Raw genomic sequence first — 17,160 nt, 5'->3', positions numbered from 1 at the left:
AATTTTGTTTCCATTAGAATATTTATATAGATAATCAAGAGGAGGCCAGGCAATGAAATTTATTGATAACAAAGGAATTACCGATCCAATGATCAACCTCGCCATTGAAGAATATATTTTGGAAAACTTCGGAGAAACGGATACATACTTGCTCTTTTATGTGAATGGACCTTCCATTATTATCGGAAGAAACCAAAACACGATTGAAGAAATCAACACGGATTATGTAGATGCGAATAATATTAAAGTTGTTCGCCGATTATCCGGTGGCGGTGCAGTGTATCACGATGAAGAGAACTTGAATTTCAGCTTTATTACGAAAGATGACGGGGAGAGCTTCCAAAACTTCCAGAAGTTCACCCAGCCGATCGTTGATGCATTGAATGAAAGAGGGGTACCAGCTGAGTTGCAAGGTAGAAACGATATTGCGGTAGAAGGAAGAAAAATTTCCGGAAACGCCATGTTTTCTACGAGAGGCAGAATGTTTAGTCATGGTACACTAATGTTAAATTCGAAAATCGATGAACTGACGAAAGCGTTGAAAGTTAACAAGATTAAAATCGAATCGAAAGGAATAAAATCAATTCGAAGTCGTGTAGCAAATATTAATGAATACTTAGAAGACAAGCTGACGATTGAAGAATTTAAAGAAATGATTTTGAAGCATGTGTTTAACGTCGATGATGTCAAAGACGTTCCACAATATGTACTGACAGATGAAGACTGGGAAAAAATCCATGAGATTTCCCGGAACCGTTATCAAAAGTGGGAATGGAACTATGGTAAGTCACCGTCATTCAACATTCAGGAAGCTCACAAATTCCCTGCAGGCCTTGTTGACGTTCGTCTAAATGTGAAAAAAGGAATCATTGAGGATTGCACGATTTTTGGTGACTTCTTCGGAATTGGGGACATTAAAGACTTGGAGAATAAATTAATTGGTCTCCGTCATGATCGAAAAACAATTGAAGCAGCACTCGAAGACTTCCCCGTTTCACATTATCTTGGGAAAATCTCCAAAGAAGATTTCATTAATTTGATTTATTAAAAACTTAAACTCCTAGTCAATGAGCTGCTGATTCCTTTTATTCAGCGTGAGTGTGTGCGACTTACTTCTGGAGGTCCGCAGTCCAGACACCTCTCGCTTTCCGCGGGTTGCTGGTGTGAACAAGCCAGACACTTACGTTGGATGAAAGTGATTAGGGAGATTTGAGTTAATAGACCTTGACGAAGATGGAATGTCTAGGTCTTTTTTTGTTTTAAAAATTGATTATGTAATGACAAATCTATCAGTTTGTTGGTTTTTTTTCTAAAAATTTGGTTTTATGTCTTTCTTTTTTAATGGGTCTTTGTTATTATATGTTCAAGCCACTTTCTTTTTCTCATGGAAAGGAAGTTTCTAAATGAATGCAAAAATATTTACCTCTTCTCATGAAATCAGTCCGTTGACAATGGCTATTATCGCGAGCCGTGATAAAGAGGGCAGACTCATCAGTTATATCTTGGATGAGTCGGCAGAGTACGTTAGCGACAAATCCCCAAGTAAACTCATCGATGAAGCCTGCATGTTCTTCGGGAGCAGTTTGAAGGGAAGGCAGGAAGGAAGCCGCGTCATTAGCGGGTTCACCCATAAAGTTCCTGTTTCCATTGATCCCGCAAGTGGTATGTATTTCCTGCCTACATACTCCCCGACAAGCCCAAAGTGTTCTTGGCTCTCTCATTCCCATGTTGATGACGTGATACCGTTAACTGAAGGAGACACCGAAGTACTTTTTATCAATGGAAAAACAATCACCCTTGATGTGTCTTACGGTTCGTTAACCAATCAGGTACGCCGAACAGCCCAGTTCCGTTATAGATTGAATAGCCGTTTACACTATATGGGGAAAGGGATGATAGCCGAGACCCCGAATCCATTTGACGCGCCGAATATTTTTAAGAATGAACGCGATTAGAGTCGGTCTCAAGCGCTTGAATGAGATGTTCTTTGATAATCAGTTCCACTTTTTTGCGGATGGAAGGATTGAAATAGTTCCGTTTTTCCTCTCTGCCTTGGCAAAGAAACAGAAAAGAGGAGAAGGAATCATTTTTGTTTAGCGTAATGACTTCTATATTTTGTTTCTTCATCTTGAATTTTAAGCCCCTTCGCTCTTCTAACGCCAAAGACTCCATTTTCTTCAAAAGTTCCAGATAGGGCGCTTTAATTTTAAACGGCCCTTCGTCAACATGCTGGATGTCTTGTCTCATTACAACAATTGCCATCGAAAGAAATAGGAAACGGGAAGCGATTGCGTATTCCTCTTCCGTAATAAATCGCATGAGCCATCCTCCTTTAAGAGAACATGTGTTTGCTTTAGTTTATTATACGACAAACTTGAAAAAAATACTATAATAAAAGAGAAAAAAGAAAGTGGCAAAATTTAGTGATGTTAAACTAGGATATTTCTGAAAGATAACTTAAACTATAAGAAACGTGTTCATCTATGCTGAGGAGAATGGGCTTACATGTACTTATTATCAACGACCATTACATTTCAAAATTGGAGAACGAAATTACAAAATGAAGAAATTGAGGAATTTATTCAACAACTATTGAACCAGTATGAAGGATTAGGCCCTTTACCAGGAATTTTATTGCCTTTTATTGAAGCGCTCTTGCCATTTTTACCGCTTATGGTATTTGTCTTGGCGAATGCTGCTGCTTATGGTTTATTGAAAGGTTTTCTCTATTCATGGATTGGTGCTTGTGTTGGTGCGATTCTTGTTTTCTTGCTCATGCGAAAGTTATCAAATGCTGAATGGGTGGAACGAAAGATTAAGCAAAACAAACAAGTCTCCCGGGTGACGAGCTGGGTAGAACGGCATGGCTTTGGACCATTGTTTCTTTTACTTTGTTTTCCATTTTCTCCATCTGCAATAATTAATATTGTCGCAGGCTTTTCAAGGATTAGCGCACAGCAGTTTATTCTGGCTGTGCTGCTCGGGAAAGCGGTGATGATATTCTCTATCGCTTACGTCGGATCAAGTATGATGGAATTTGCCAAAAACCCGATGAAAACAATCGTCGTACTCATCGGAGTGGGGTTATTCTGGTTCATTGGCAAATACCTAGAAGGCCGATTACAGCGCAAAGTAATGGAGAAAAACTATCCAAAAAGAACAAACTAAAAATATAGGAGCAGGCTTATATCTCTGGTAAACTAGAGATATAAGCCTTTTGCTTTATACTCGGGTTCGGGAGGCTCAACACACCTGCGCTTTCTGCGGACGGCTGATGAGCTCCTTCTGAGGCGGAGGCGCCTTGCGATGTCTCATTGCTGCCTCTTTTCCTGCAGGAACCTCTGGGGTGTTAGACTCGCTCCCAGTAAAAATTGTAAATAAACGTCTGATTTTGTTTTCAATTAATTTTATTAGTTGCATAGACGATTAAAAAATTAAATTCAAAAATCCTATTCAAAGTATCTCTTGGGAGCAGTCCAAAGCTTGAGGTTCAAGCGGGAGCTTCATCACTCGTTCGTGGAAAGCGAGAGGAGTTGGGCTATGGGCCTTGGGAGATTAGACAAAGTACATTTAACTATTTGTAAATAGATTTTGATCATTAGAGGAGGATATCTATGGGAATACGCTTTATTACTGGGCGTTCCGGAACAGATAAAAGTCAAATTGTCATTGAAGAAATTAAAGAAAAACTGTTGGAAAGCCCGCATGGCAAACCAATATTTTATATCGTCCCCGACCAAATGACCTTCCAACAAGAACGCGCCCTATTCACCGCGGAAGGAATTGACGGAAGCATCCGCGCACAAGTAGCTAGCTTCTCACGACTCGCCTGGCGCATCTTGCAAGAAGTCGGCGGCGGGACAAGACAATTTATTAGCTCGATCGGTATTCAAATGATGCTCCGGAAGATTATTGAAGAAAAACAAGGGGAATGGTATACCTTTAAAAAAGCATTGGAAAAACAAGGATTTCTCCAAGAGCTCGAACGGATGATAACTGAATTTAAACGATACCAGGTCACCCCGGAAATCTTGCAGCAAGAAATTGCGGGAATAGAAAAATATGTTCATAAGGAGCCAAATGAAGTAAGTCTGGAAATGAAATTGCGGGATTTGTTATATATTTATGAACGTTTAACCGAGCGCCTGGCGCCTCACTATATTGATAGCGAAGACCAGCTCCAATTGCTTGCGGAAAAAATCGGTACATCCCGTCTGCTGGAAGATGCAGAAATTTATTTGGATGGTTTTCATCAATTTACACCAAATGAACTTGCGGTAGTAGAAGCCTTATTGAAGAAATGTAAGACGGTTACTGTCGTGCTCACGGTGGACGATACGAGAGAAGAGCCAGCAGAGCTTGATCTGTTTTATCAGACGAAGGAAACCTATCATCAGCTCGTGCAACTAGCAGAAGCGAATGATGTTCCGCTTGAGGAGCAGCTGGAATTTTACCCGGAGAACGGCAGATTCAAGGAGCGTCCTTACTTTCTCCATATGGAAAAATATTTTGACACAAGACCTGCTCCAACTTATGAAGGTGAAGTTCCGATTCAAATTGCTGAGGCGGTACATCCACGAGCGGAAGTGGAAGGAGCCGCTCAGGAAATTCTTCGACTCGTTCGGGAACAAGATTACCGTTATCGTGATTTTGCTGTCTTTATGCGGGAAGCAAATGTTTATCATGATCTAATTGATACAATTTTTGAAGATCATGGTATTCCTGTCTTTATTGATGAGAAGAAATCGATGTTGAACCACCCTTTTATCGAATTTATCCGCTCCATTTTTGATGTAATTGAAGGGAATTGGCGCTATGATGCCGTCTTCCGGGTGCTGAAAACGGGTTTTGTTCCACCTGCCGATAAGCATTATCCGTTGACGGCGGATGCGATTGATGAACTGGAGAATTATGTATTAGAGTATGGAATCCGTACAAGGGAGCGCTGGTTTACTGAAGAAGAATGGATCTTTCAACGTTTCCGCGGGTTTGAGGAAGCGGGTCAAACAGATCGGGAGCTCGACAAACAGAAGCGGATTAATCGTTATCGCCGGCAAATTGTCTACTCTTTACAAGGGTTTGATGAGGCGATACGGGAGGCGGAAACCGTCCGCGAAAAGTGTGAAGTTCTATTCAAATTATTTGAACAGGTGCGGGCACCTGAACGATTGGAACAAATGCGGGAAACAGATGACGCAGCAGGGGAAATTGAAAAAGCACGGGAGCAGGAACAAGTGTGGGATGGTGTCTTGAAAATCCTTGATGAGCTTGTTGAAATGGCAGGCGAGGAGGCACTAAGTCTTGATGTCTTCCGTACGACGCTGGAAGCAGGTTTAGAGACGCTTGAGTTTGCCCATGTACCACCGAGTATGGACCATGTGATTGTTGGGACAATTGATCGCTCCCGAATTGGCCGCGTTCAGGTTGCTTTTTTGCTTGGGGTCAATGATGGAGTCTGGCCAATGAAACCAGCAGGGGATGGGCTCATCAATGAAAGGGAAAGAGAACTACTTGAACAAAATGGTGTCCGCTTGGCAGAAAGCAGTGTACGCCAGTTGCTTGATGATCAATTTTTTATGTATCTTGCGTTTACCGTTGCCAGGGACCGTCTGCATATTAGTTACACATTAAGCGATGAGGAGGGGAAGGGGAAAATGCCGTCCCAGCTCATCAAGCGAGTAGAGGATCTTTTCCCTGAGACGAAGGAAAGGTCCCTGCTTCAAGATCCGGATGACCTTGTGCGTGCTGAACGATTTATTACGAACCCGGTCAAGACAAGAGCAGCCTTAACGGCGCAACTTGCCCGTTATCGCCGGGGCTATCCAGTGGAAGATGTCTGGTGGCATGTATTAAATTGGTATATGGAACAGGAGCCAAAAAACGATACGACTTATATGATTTTGCAAAGTCTCTACTACCGGAATTTGCCGACTGACCTAGCTGAAGATACGATTAAAGAACTTTATCCAAAACAGGTTAAGGCGAGTGTTAGTAGACTGGAAACATACTATCGCTGTTCTTATCAACATTTTGCAAGATACAGTTTAAACTTGGAAGAGAGAAGAAGGTATAAGCTGGATGCGCCAAATATTGGTCAGTTATTCCATGAAGCGCTCAAGGTCATTACCGAGTGGATTCGAATAGAGGGCAGAGATTACCGAGAATTGTCGAAGGAAGATTCCAGTGCCTATGCGCACCGGGCTGTTGGTAAGCTTGCTCCTATTTTACAGCATCAGATATTATATAGTTCGAATCGTTATAAATATATTCAACAGAAGTTACAGGAAACAATTGCTAGAGCAACGTTTATCTTGAGTGAACAAGCAAGGAAAAGTAATTTTTCACCTGTCGGATTAGAAGTTGCTTTCGGTGAGAATGCACCTCTAAAGCCAATGGTAATGCAGTTGCCAAATGGCTTTGAACTCATTCTTCGCGGCCAAATTGACCGGGTCGACCAAGCGAAAATAAATGACGAGCTTTATTTACGGATTATTGATTATAAATCAAGTGACCAAGGTTTGAAGCTCTTGAATGTTTATTACGGTCTTGCCTTGCAGATGCTTGCATACCTTGATGTCGTCTTGTCCCAAGCGGAGGAGTGGCTTGGAATGAAGGCGAGTCCAGCTGGTGTTCTTTATTTCCATGTTCATAATCCGATGATTAGTGAACAACCAGATATGGAAGCAAGCAAGCTGGAAAAGGAATTGTTCAAAGCGTTTAAAATGAAAGGACTGTTGCTTCAGGATGAGACAACTGTTCGTAGTATGGATACAGCTCTTGAAACTGGATATAGCGACATGCTGCCAATTGCGCTTACGAAAACGGGAAACTTTTATAAACAGTCTAAAGTGGCAACGAAAGATACATTCCACGATTTGCAACAATATATCCATGGACTGATCGAGCAGGCCGGGATTGAAATTACAACCGGTCAAGTCAAGCTCAATCCATATCAGGATCAGCAAATGACAGCATGTAAATTCTGTCCATTCCTTTCTGTCTGTCAATTTGATACAGGCTTGGAAGAGAATGAATTTCGCCGGCTGAAACACATGTCAGAAAGTGAAGTGCTTGAGAAAATAGTAGGGGAGGAGGAACATTAATGGTACAGTGGACAAAAGAACAAGAAGAAGCGATTTATACAGCAGGAACGAATATCCTTGTTGCAGCCGCAGCCGGGTCTGGAAAAACGGCAGTGCTCGTCGAACGGATTATTCAAAAACTGCTGGACAAAGCGGACCCGGTTGATATCGACTCCTTACTAGTCGTAACCTTTACGAATGCAGCAGCACAAGAAATGCGTAACCGTGTAGGAACAGCTCTTGAGCGAGCGCTTGAAGTGGACCCGGATTCCGTGCACTTAAAGAAACAGTTATCCTTACTCCAGCGCGCATCGATCTCTACTCTTCATTCATTCTGTCTCGAAGTCATCCGGCAGTATGCCTATCTATTAGATATTGATCCGGGCTTTCGGATTGGCGATGATATGGAGATGGATTTAATTAAACAGGATGTACTCGATGATTTATTTGAGGAATGGTACGGTGACGAGACGAGTGCCGTTGATGAATTCTTTCAAGTAGTCGATCGCTTTTCGAGTGACAGGAGTGACGTCGATGTTGAGGAATTGATTTTAAAGTTATACACCTTCGCAATTCAGAACCCTTGGCCGGAACAATGGCTTGATGATTTAGCGGAAAGCTATCATATTCCGGAAGATTGGGAGGAAGGTGATTTAGACTTTCTTCCAATCCTTAAATATGAAATAAAGAATACATTGACAGGTATCCGGCAGCAAATGGAACAGGCACTGACGATTGCGAGGGAAAGTGATGGCCCCGACGCTTATATCGATACAATCACTTCCGACCTCGAAGGCTTACATGCTGCAGAAGAGCGGATAGATTCCTGGAGTGAACTTGTCGAATGGATGGACAGTTATAAATTTATCCGCCTTTCGTCAAAGAAAATGGATTGTAACGAAGAGAAGAAAGAAGCTGTGAAAGCTTTACGAAAGAGCTATAGGGACAGTTTTAGTACGATCCAGAAAAAATGGTTGAGCAGGCCCCTAGAACGCCATGTGGCGGAGATGCAGGAAATGTATCCGGTCATTAAAAAACTGACGGGACTTGTAAAAGAGTTTAAGACAGAATTTACGAAGGCGAAGAAGGAAAAGGCACTTGTTGATTTTTCCGACTTGGAACATTACTGTCTGGAGCTGTTACTGGATGAGGAGGCAGATGCGGATACACTAATACCCTCCCGTGTCGCTCTTGATTTGCAAGCTAAATTTACAGAAGTGCTTGTTGATGAATATCAGGATACGAACCATGTGCAGGAAACGATTATCCAAATGGTGAGTAAACAGGAAAATCCAGGCAATACATTCATGGTCGGGGACGTCAAACAGAGTGTCTACCGCTTCCGGCATGCCGAACCAAGACTATTCCTTGAGAAATATAAACGTTTCCGTATGGAGGAAGGTGCTGGAAAGCGGATTGATCTCGCGAGTAACTTCCGTAGCAGGGAAGAAGTTTTAAACGCGACGAATTATATTTTCCGGCAAGTTATTGATGAAGCTTTAGGTGAGATAGAATATGACGCGGCAGCTGAATTGATTTACGGGAATAAAAGCTATGATGAGGTGCCGATTGCTCGTCCTGAGGCGGAGCTTATTTTAATTGATGGAGATAAAGAAGTGGAGCCTCTTGAGGGTGAAACGGAAGAAGCGGAAGATTTCCGCGATCTTGAAAAGGCGCAAATCGAAGGCAGAGCTTATGCCAAGCTGATTAAAAAGTGGATCGGGCGAGACGGAGAAGCCTTTTCAGTCGTCGATAAAGAAACAGGTGCCCAGCGCCCTGCCCAATACCGCGATATTGTCATCTTACTTCGAGGGATGAAACAAGCTCCAGTTATTGCCGAAGAATTAAAGCAGCAAGGCATACCAGTTTATGCTGATGTTTCGGAAGGATACTTTGAAGCGATCGAAATAAAAGTGATGATCAGTCTATTGAAAGTAATTGATAATCCACACCAGGATATTCCGCTTGCTTCCGTACTCCGTTCACCTATTCTCGGGTTAAATGAAGATGAACTGACTCAAATCAGGGTGGCAAACCGGAATGGATCCTTTTATGAAGCGCTTGGAACCTATGTAAAAGCGAGTGATAACAAAACGACGGCAAAGCTTGCGCCATTTCTGAAACGCTTAAAAGAATTTAGGCGTGCGGCAAGAGACGGTGCGTTATCGGAATTAATATGGGATATTTACCGTGAGACCGGCTATTATGACTTTGTCGGTGGCATGCCCGGTGGAAGACAGCGCCAAGCGAATTTACGTGCGCTTTATGACCGGGCGCGAGGTTATGAATCAACGAGTTTCCGTGGCTTATTCCGATTCCTGCGCTTTATTGAGCGTATGGAAGAAGAAGGGAAAGACTTAGGAGCTGCCCGGGCGCTTAGTGAACAAGAAGATGTGGTTCGGATTATGACAATCCATAAGAGTAAAGGTCTTGAGTTTCCAATTGTCATTGTCGGCATGATGGATAAACAATTTAATTTACGCGATTTAAATGAAAAGTATTTGTTGGATAAGACATATGGATTTGCAACAAAGTTCATTGATCCGGTCAAACGCCTGACATATACGACCCTTTTCTATGAAGCTGTTAAAATGAAGAAGTTAAGAGAGCAGCTCGCTGAAGAAATGCGTGTTCTTTATGTTGCGCTCACAAGGGCAAAGGAAAAACTCGTCATGACTGGTTATGTTAGGGAACTACAGAAACGATTGGATAATTGGGATAAAATACTTGACCATCCGGACTGGGTGCTGCCGGAACATTATCGTCTAGAGAAGAAATCGTATCTTGATTGGGTTGGCCCTGCACTCATCCGTCATGAACAGAACGAAATCCTAAGAACGAGGGAGCTACCAGTGGGATTAGGACAGGAGATTCGCGAAGATCATTCGCGGTGGGAAATCACCATTGTCCATGCGCGCGATTTAACGAACTTGGATGCGGATGAAAGCATAGAGAAGGAGCAGTTGAAAGAACATATTGAAGCGTGGGAGCCGGTTCCCGTGGAGAGTGAGACGCTTCGGGAGTATGTCAATGAGCGGTTAAATTATAATTATCCGGACAAGGAAGCGACAATGACGAGGGCGAAGCAGACGGTGACGGAAATCAAACGTCAGCGCGAGCTTTTTGATGAATATGGTGCGGATCAATTGATCTCCGATTATAAGCCGCCGATCATCAAGCGGCCGAACTTCCTGCAGAAGGAGAAGACACTAAGTTCTGCGGAAAAGGGAACGGCAATGCATACGGTCATGCAGCATTTGCCATTGAATAGAGTTCTTACCGCCCCAGAGATTGCAGAAGAAGTCGAGCGGCTTGTGGAAAAGGAAATCTTGACACGAACTGAGGCAGATGTTATTGATATTGCTGCGATTGAACATTTTTACGGGACTCCTTTAGCGGAATATATGAGGAAGATTGAGGGGGTGTATCGCGAGGTTCCGTTTAGTCTCATGCTCAAGGCCGAAGAAGTCTATTCGGAATTTGATCCGGAGAAAAAGGAAGAAGTACTCATTCAGGGGGTAATCGATTGCCTTATTCCAAAAGATGATGGCTGGATCATCCTGGATTATAAGACGGATACAATTACCGAACCTGTTACATCTGCCTTAGAAGAAAAACTAAGGAAAAGATACAAAGTCCAGCTATCCCTATACCGGGCCGCGGTTGAACGAATCTGGAACCAGCCGGTAAAAGAAGCATATTTATACTTTTTCGAAAAACAACTATTCATACAAGTCCCAGAAGGGTAAACTATAAGTAGAATCGGGACATTGGGGTCAGAGCAGTTGTCCCAACTGGGACAACTGCTCTGACCCCAAAGGGAGGGGGATGGAAGGATGCAGTTCGCACCGACGAGGGTAAATAATCGTTTGGAGCATATTGATATCGTTAGAGGATTTGCTATCTTTGGTATTTTTACCGTGAATATTGGAGCTTTTTCAGCGCCATATTTTATATATGGTGGTGCGGAAATGGTTTGGAATACACCGCTTGAACGGGCCATTCAGGCGTTTATTGATATCTTTTTTCAAGGTAGTTTTTATACATTATTCTCCATACTATTCGGCTTCAGTTGGCAATTGATGAAAGAACGCCTGCAAGTGAAAGAAATCGCGTTTACACCGTTTTTATTACGGCGACAATTTGGATTAATCGGCTTTGGACTCATCCATGCATTCCTCATTTGGCATGGAGATATTCTACTATCATATGGTTTAATAGGACTCTTCCTCCTTTTGTTTATTGAAGTGAAGGAGCGGACGTTATTAGTTTGGGCTGCTGTCCTTCTTTTTGGCAGTGTTGGCTTGATTACACCAGCCTTATATGCGGTGCGTGATCTATTAAACTTTTCGGATGAACTTGCAATCAATCAAGCGATAGAAAATTATTCGAGTAACGAGCTTCCGCTTATTTGGAAACAAAATTTTTATGATTGGTCTTTAGCTAATTCGGGTATAGGTTTTATTTTTCTCATCATGACACTTTTGCCATTGTTTTTGCTTGGTATGTATTTAGCGAGAAAGCGAGTGTTCCATGAGCCGAAAAAACACGAACATACACTAAAGCGGCTGTTAATCATCACGTTTCTATTTAGTCTGATCTTAAAGGTTGGACCATATCTTATAGGAAATCCTTTATGGCTCTCGTATGTACAAGATAACCTCGGAGGAACGGCATCTGCTTTATTTTATATGACACTGCTAACAGTCTTGGCCCAAACTGAATCAGGCAGGAAACTGCTTCGGCCGCTCCGTTATGTCGGGAGAACAGCTTTAAGTAATTACATTCTCCAATCAGTCATTAGTTTTATTTTGTTTTACGGAATTGGCTTTGGTTTGTATAATTCTGTGTTACCTTCTGTTTCACTCGTAATCGTTGTGTTTATCTTCACCTTGCAAATATTGGTAAGTAAATGGTGGTTATCCCGCTATCGATTCGGTCCATTAGAATGGATTTGGCGAAGTTTGAATTATAAAGCAATACAACCTTTGCGAAAATAGCAAGAAGGGTGGAAGCCAAATGAAACGTCGTGAGCTGGAAAGGGAAGGAAGAGCATGGGGAGAAGAAGGGGATTGTTTTAAGTGTCCAAATTGTTAACGAATCACTTGGGAAGCCAACCTTCTTTGCTTCTAAAATGAATTCTCTTCTGGAACATGGTATGATGAGGATTGATGTAAACTGTACAAACAGATTGAAGGAGGTAATGATACAATGCTTCATATGCATGTCACGTCTTGGATACTTGGACTGATCCTATTTTTAGTAGCTTTATTCCTTTATAAACAAGGGAACGAAAAAGGCGGAAAAATCGTTCATATGATTTTACGCTTATTCTATCTCATCATTATTTTTACTGGTGGGTATTTATTATTCGATGTCTATTTGGCGAACTTCACCATGCCAGAGGGCGCAGAGGCAATCACGAAAGGTCTTGCCGGAATCTGGCTCATTGCAGCAATGGAAATGCTTCTTGTCAAAACAACCAAAGGCAAACCGGTTGCCGGCTGGTGGGCTCAACTCATAATCGCACTAATCCTAGTACTCGTCTTAGGATACATCCGCCTGCCATTATAGGATGGGTTTAAATTCGATATGAAAAAATGAGGTTGGACTACGTGTTCCAGCCTTATTTTTTATTGCAAGCGTACTATAAAAATATAAATATTGTTGATAACTTAGATATTCAGGACTAGCCACGTCCTGGGGCAACATCGAACTACCTCCCGTCCTGGGAGGGACAGTTTGTACGTTGCTACGACGCACAGGATGTGCTAGTACAAACGCTCTTCGGTGGGACGAGTAATCGCAGTCCCAGGCGTTGCGAAGACGATCGCGTTTTTAGCCTGTAAGGGCGCTTGCGCCTTTGTTATGAAAAGCTTTTGAAGTTTTTTCAACAATTGTGGAATAGCAATTGACTAAAATTTATTTTCATTAATAATAGTACAAGACAGTAATAATTGAAATGGTGGGGATAAGATAATGAGGAAAAAACTAGTCATCGGTTTAACAATCCTATTTTCGTTTTTCATATATGTGTTACCGGTTGCAGCAGAAGATAGACAAATTGAAGATGAGATCATGTACGAAATCATCGTCGATCGTTATAACAATGGGGACTTTTCCAATGATATTGCAGTCGATGTCGATGACCCAGCCGCTTACCATGGTGGTGACCTTATAGGGATTATGGACCGGTTGGAGGATCTCGCACAAATCGGTGTAACAACGATTGTTCTGTCGCCGATTATGGCAAATATGGATGATGGATTCCATGGGTATTGGGTGGAAGACTTTACAGAAATCGATCCGCAATTCGGTACGTTTGAGGAATTGGAACAGCTCGTTGAGGCTGCACATGAGCAGGATATAAAGGTTGTTCTTGAATTTGTTACGAATTACATACCGGAGGATCATTCTATTGCACTGGATCCCCAACGTGCGGACTGGGTTTTAACAGAAGAAGTTACGGGTCCAGACTGGGCAGAACGTGTTGTACAATTTGATCAGGATAACCCGGATGTACAAGAATACTTAATCGACGCCGCTTCGTTCTGGCTCGATGAGACTAAAATCGATGGACTGAGTCTTCATGCAGTTGATCAATCATCTATTGACTTTTTAAATAGACTTACAACAGAGTTAAAAGAAAGTCATCCAAACAAATATTTACTCGGAGATATACTTGACGAAGAAGCTGATATAGCTGAGATTATGGAACATACGTCACTTGATGCAATCGATAATTATCAAATAGGACAAATGATTTCTGATATTTTCAGTATGCCTGATCAATCTCCAGTAGAAATTTATGAAATACAAAAAGAGATGAGCGATTTTCAAAGTATCCTTATCGTGGATGATAAATACTCGAAACGATTCTCCCAGAAATTTTCCGAAAATGGCAGGAATATTGTAACGGCTTGGCAACTTGCTTTAACGTATATGTATACAACACCTGGAACACCTTTGATTTTACAAGGTACGGAAGTGGGGATGTATGGGGAGACAGCAGAAGATTCTCAAAGGTTAGTACCTCTTAACAGTGGGGATCAAGACTTGATGGAGTTCCATGAACGGATTTCCTCTTTACGAACTGAATTCCCTTCTTTAAGACACGGTGACTTTGAATTGATTGATGAGCGTGATTCCTATGCAGTGTTTAAGCGAACTTATGAAGGAGAAACTATGTATATCGGCATCAATAATGGCAGTGAATCCAGCTATATAGATGTTACCGATGTCGGTCCGGATATGTTGTTCCGCGGCTATCTAGCAGATAACCTTGCTCGTCAGAATCCAGAAGATAATTACCGGATAGGTATTCCGAGAGAATCGGTGGAAGTCTATCAATTGATGGATGATGTAGGCTTGAACTGGACCCTTATTATAATGGTTGCTACTATCTTGTTAGGTTTTGTTTTTGTCGTTGTCTATTTATCGAAGAAACAGAAAGAACAAGAAAGAAAAGAGGCCGATCAAGGGATTCAGAAATAACAAGAATGAAGAAACGCTTGGGAAGCGGCCCGAGCGTTTCTTTAATTATTCGCTGTTACCCTGATAAGGAATGCTAGGAACATGAAAAGTGACGTGATAAAGTGAAAACTTCATTCAATGGGGGTTTCCTTCCCTCCCCACTGAATGTTAGTTGAACAGAATCAGGTATTTACGGACTGTATATCCTCCACCTTCACATCTTGGGCTTCCTTCCATGTTTGGAGGTGGGGGTATTACAGACCGTTAATACGTGATAAACAATGCTCCTAGAATGAGAAGTGCTGCGATTTGGTTCTTAAACGATAATAAATACACCGAGGAAAATCCATCCAAGTAGGGCGATATGGGCATGCAGTATAGGAGTATAATCTATCTATGTATGGGATGCTAATGGATATAGATCGTATCCAGATTCCAGTAAGAGTTGTTAGAATAAAGAAGAGGAGGGTGTAGCAAGAAGGATAAAGACGCCATGTCCCCTTAAACTGCGGACAAAACGTCTTTATCGCTGTTATTTATTTGGTTGGTTGGAAAAGAATAAAGCAAGGGTACCTGGTCCTGAATGGGCGCCAATAACAGCACCGACCATTTCGATAACGATATTTTCCCTCGGAACCTTGAATTTTTCATGAATGAGGGAAGCGAGTTGTTCGGCCCGTTCCAAATCGTCTCCGTGACTGATGCCGATCGTCTGATTTTGGAAATCTGTTCCGCGTTCTTCCATTAGTTCAATCATTCGGCCCAATACCTTTTTAGAACCGCGCAGTTTCTCAAGTGGAATTAATTTACCATCTTCTACATTTAAAATTGGCTTTATCTTGAGTAAGCTGCCGACAAATGCGGAAGTCTTGCTGACACGGCCACCGCGATATAAGTATTCCAAATCATCAACAGTGAAAATATGCTCCATATGTTGGGCCTGATGTTCAGCAGCTTCGACAATTTCGTCAAAAGAAGCACCATTTTTAGCCGCTTTTGCTATATGAAGAACTACAAGTCCGTAACCGAGTGAAGCGCATTTAGAATCGATAACCCGAATAGGTGCATCCGGATATTCTGCTTTTATCTGGTCTTCCATAATTTTCGCGCTTTGATACGTTCCGGATAATTCAGAGGAGAATGATACATAGACGAGTGGCTCCTTCTTTTCTGCAGAGGCGGTGAACACTTTTTTGAAAGCCTCCGGAGAAGGTTGGGAAGTCTTTGGGGCTTTGCCATTCCGCATCCCATCATAAATGATTTTCGGATCGATTTCTTTTACATCCGCATAGTCTTTGTTATCTAAATGGACATTTAATGGTACCATTTCAATGCCATATTCGATATAATAGTCTTTTGACAAATCACAAGCAGAATCAGCTATAATTTTTACGTTCATCAAATCACTTCCATTCTACAATTTGCTTGCCTTCTTCTAGTTTAAAACGAGAAGGTCATTTAGTCAAAAAGTATTTGAAAAGTTATGAATTTGTCAAGGTTGTTCAAAATTTCCGGTAAAAAGGACACGTCGTGAAAGAGGAAGTTCTAATAAACCTTCCGCATTCTGTGGAAGCTTGTTAGCTAGTTTTTTTGCTCCTCTAATAACGTACATTTCGTTGTTCAGAGTCTCATCACCTCGAACTTCGACGCAGCACAGGACGTGCTAATGTTGGTTGTGCAAGGATGCTTGTGTTCCTAAGCGAGCTTGGTCTTTTTTATCCCCATTTTGAACAAATTATTAATACAGGAGGAACGCTCATGTTTATGATGGAAGCTAAACGAATTTTCATCGTTATTATCGGTGCTTTTCTATTAGCAGTGTCGCTTAACTTTTTCTTAATTACGGCTAACGTTTATGCAAGCGGCTTTGCGGGTGCAGCTCAGCTCTTATCGAGTGTTTTTCAGGATTTCCTTGGGATGCACATTGGAACAGGGATATTTCTATTTATCTTGAACATACCGGTATTCATCTTAGGCTGGTTTAAAGTAGGAAAAGGGTTTACAATTTATAGTGGAATCTCTGTGTTGTTTTCGACCATATTTCTTGAGGTCATGCCGGTTATTGCATTATCAGAGGATATTATGCTGAATGCAGTATTTGGTGGTGTGATTGCAGGTGCTGGTATCGGGATCTCCTTAAAAATTGGAGCTTCAACCGGGGGAATGGATATCATCGCGATGTTATTATCACGCGTGAATGATAAGCCAGTCGGCACGTATTTAATGGCGCTTAACGGAATTATCATTTTGCTTGCCGGGGTACTTTACTCACCGGAGAACGCACTTTATACATTAATTGCGCTCTATGTGACGACTAGGGTGATCGACATGATCCATACTCGCCATGTGAAACTGACGGTAATGATTATTACGCAAAAGCCGGAAGAACTGCAAGAAGCAATCCATAGTCGATTTATTAGAGGGATTACTTTCCTTCCTGCACAGGGAGCCTATACGAAGATAGAGAAGAAGATGGTCTATCTGGTGTTGAGCCGTTATGAATTATATGACGTTGAGAAGATCATTAAAGAAGTAGACCCGGATGCATTCACAAACGTAGTGGAAACAACCGCAGTCTATGGCTATTTTAGAAAGGATTAGGTAG

The 17,160-nt window shown here is 41.9% G+C and carries 12 protein-coding genes; 10 read left to right on the top strand and 2 right to left on the bottom strand.

Annotation, left to right across the window (positions count from 1 at the left end):
• The first annotated feature begins 52 nt into the window (after positions 1–52).
• Both lplA and GN217_RS01540 read left to right on the top strand, forming a co-directional pair.
• A complete protein-coding gene (gene lplA / locus GN217_RS01545) occupies positions 53–1,048 on the top strand; it encodes a lipoate--protein ligase (RefSeq protein ID WP_156854613.1) in 996 nt (331 codons plus the stop codon).
• A gap of 355 nt (positions 1,049–1,403) precedes the next feature.
• The gene (locus GN217_RS01540; RefSeq protein ID WP_156854612.1) at positions 1,404–1,955 is read left to right on the top strand and encodes a competence protein ComK; all 552 of its coding nucleotides are present in this window, start codon (positions 1,404–1,406) and stop codon (positions 1,953–1,955) included.
• On the opposite strand, the gene GN217_RS01535 is transcribed toward GN217_RS01540, so the two are convergent.
• The gene (locus tag GN217_RS01535) at positions 1,936–2,319 is read right to left on the bottom strand and encodes a YhjD family protein (protein ID WP_156854611.1); all 384 of its coding nucleotides are present in this window, start codon (positions 2,317–2,319) and stop codon (positions 1,936–1,938) included. The genes GN217_RS01540 and GN217_RS01535 overlap by 20 nt on opposite strands.
• 186 nt (positions 2,320–2,505) lie before the next feature.
• On the opposite strand from GN217_RS01535, the gene GN217_RS01530 reads away from it, so the two are divergent.
• The 7 genes from GN217_RS01530 (at position 2,506) to GN217_RS01505 (ending at position 14,576) form a co-directional block, all read left to right on the top strand.
• A complete protein-coding gene (locus GN217_RS01530) occupies positions 2,506–3,168 on the top strand; it encodes a TVP38/TMEM64 family protein (RefSeq protein ID WP_156854610.1) in 663 nt (220 codons plus the stop codon).
• A gap of 446 nt (positions 3,169–3,614) precedes the next feature.
• Complete coding sequence (gene addB / locus GN217_RS01525; RefSeq protein WP_156854609.1) at positions 3,615–7,103, top strand: helicase-exonuclease AddAB subunit AddB; 3,489 nt, start codon at positions 3,615–3,617, stop codon at positions 7,101–7,103.
• Positions 7,103–10,831: a helicase-exonuclease AddAB subunit AddA gene (gene addA / locus GN217_RS01520; protein WP_156854608.1), complete on the top strand. Its 3,729-nt coding sequence runs from the start codon at positions 7,103–7,105 to the stop codon at positions 10,829–10,831. Before addB ends, addA begins: the two co-directional genes overlap by 1 nt.
• Before the next feature lie 87 nt (positions 10,832–10,918).
• Positions 10,919–12,082 carry a DUF418 domain-containing protein gene (locus GN217_RS01515; protein ID WP_156854606.1) on the top strand — a complete coding sequence of 388 codons (1,164 nt, stop codon included), beginning with the start codon at positions 10,919–10,921 and terminating at the stop codon, positions 12,080–12,082.
• A gap of 29 nt (positions 12,083–12,111) precedes the next feature.
• Complete coding sequence (locus tag GN217_RS18645; RefSeq protein WP_198042555.1) at positions 12,112–12,333, top strand: hypothetical protein; 222 nt, start codon at positions 12,112–12,114, stop codon at positions 12,331–12,333.
• Positions 12,294–12,656, top strand: coding sequence for a YisL family protein (locus GN217_RS01510; RefSeq protein ID WP_156854604.1), 363 nt, complete (start codon positions 12,294–12,296; stop codon positions 12,654–12,656). Before GN217_RS18645 ends, GN217_RS01510 begins: the two co-directional genes overlap by 40 nt.
• A gap of 405 nt (positions 12,657–13,061) precedes the next feature.
• Positions 13,062–14,576, top strand: coding sequence for an alpha-amylase family glycosyl hydrolase (locus GN217_RS01505; protein WP_156854602.1), 1,515 nt, complete (start codon positions 13,062–13,064; stop codon positions 14,574–14,576).
• 511 nt (positions 14,577–15,087) lie between these two features.
• Here GN217_RS01505 and GN217_RS01500 read toward each other — a convergent pair.
• A complete protein-coding gene (locus GN217_RS01500) occupies positions 15,088–15,954 on the bottom strand; it encodes a DegV family protein (RefSeq protein WP_156854600.1) in 867 nt (288 codons plus the stop codon).
• A gap of 359 nt (positions 15,955–16,313) precedes the next feature.
• On the opposite strand from GN217_RS01500, the gene GN217_RS01495 reads away from it, so the two are divergent.
• Positions 16,314–17,156, top strand: a complete 843-nt coding sequence (locus tag GN217_RS01495; RefSeq protein ID WP_156854598.1) for a YitT family protein — start codon at positions 16,314–16,316, stop codon at positions 17,154–17,156.
• Positions 17,157–17,160: the final 4 nt, after the last annotated feature.

Source organism: Oceanobacillus sp. AG, from assembly GCF_009746545.1.
GTDB classification, from domain to species: domain Bacteria; phylum Bacillota; class Bacilli; order Bacillales; family Amphibacillaceae; genus Oceanobacillus; species Oceanobacillus indicireducens.
This window is presented reverse-complemented; position numbering and strand designations above follow the sequence as displayed.

Excerpts from the sequence above, each read along its gene's own strand:
- lplA (WP_156854613.1), top strand. The coding sequence starts at position 53 with ATGAAATTTATTGATAACAAAGGAATTACCGATCCAATGATCAACCTC.
- GN217_RS01540 (WP_156854612.1), top strand. The coding sequence starts at position 1,404 with ATGAATGCAAAAATATTTACCTCTTCTCATGAAATCAGTCCGTTGACA.
- GN217_RS01535 (WP_156854611.1), bottom strand. The coding sequence starts at position 2,319 with ATGCGATTTATTACGGAAGAGGAATACGCAATCGCTTCCCGTTTCCTA.
- GN217_RS01530 (WP_156854610.1), top strand. The coding sequence starts at position 2,506 with ATGTACTTATTATCAACGACCATTACATTTCAAAATTGGAGAACGAAA.
- addB (WP_156854609.1), top strand. The coding sequence starts at position 3,615 with ATGGGAATACGCTTTATTACTGGGCGTTCCGGAACAGATAAAAGTCAA.
- addA (WP_156854608.1), top strand. The coding sequence starts at position 7,103 with ATGGTACAGTGGACAAAAGAACAAGAAGAAGCGATTTATACAGCAGGA.
- GN217_RS01515 (WP_156854606.1), top strand. The coding sequence starts at position 10,919 with ATGCAGTTCGCACCGACGAGGGTAAATAATCGTTTGGAGCATATTGAT.
- GN217_RS01510 (WP_156854604.1), top strand. The coding sequence starts at position 12,294 with ATGCTTCATATGCATGTCACGTCTTGGATACTTGGACTGATCCTATTT.
- GN217_RS01505 (WP_156854602.1), top strand. The coding sequence starts at position 13,062 with ATGAGGAAAAAACTAGTCATCGGTTTAACAATCCTATTTTCGTTTTTC.
- GN217_RS01500 (WP_156854600.1), bottom strand. The coding sequence starts at position 15,954 with ATGAACGTAAAAATTATAGCTGATTCTGCTTGTGATTTGTCAAAAGAC.
- GN217_RS01495 (WP_156854598.1), top strand. The coding sequence starts at position 16,314 with ATGTTTATGATGGAAGCTAAACGAATTTTCATCGTTATTATCGGTGCT.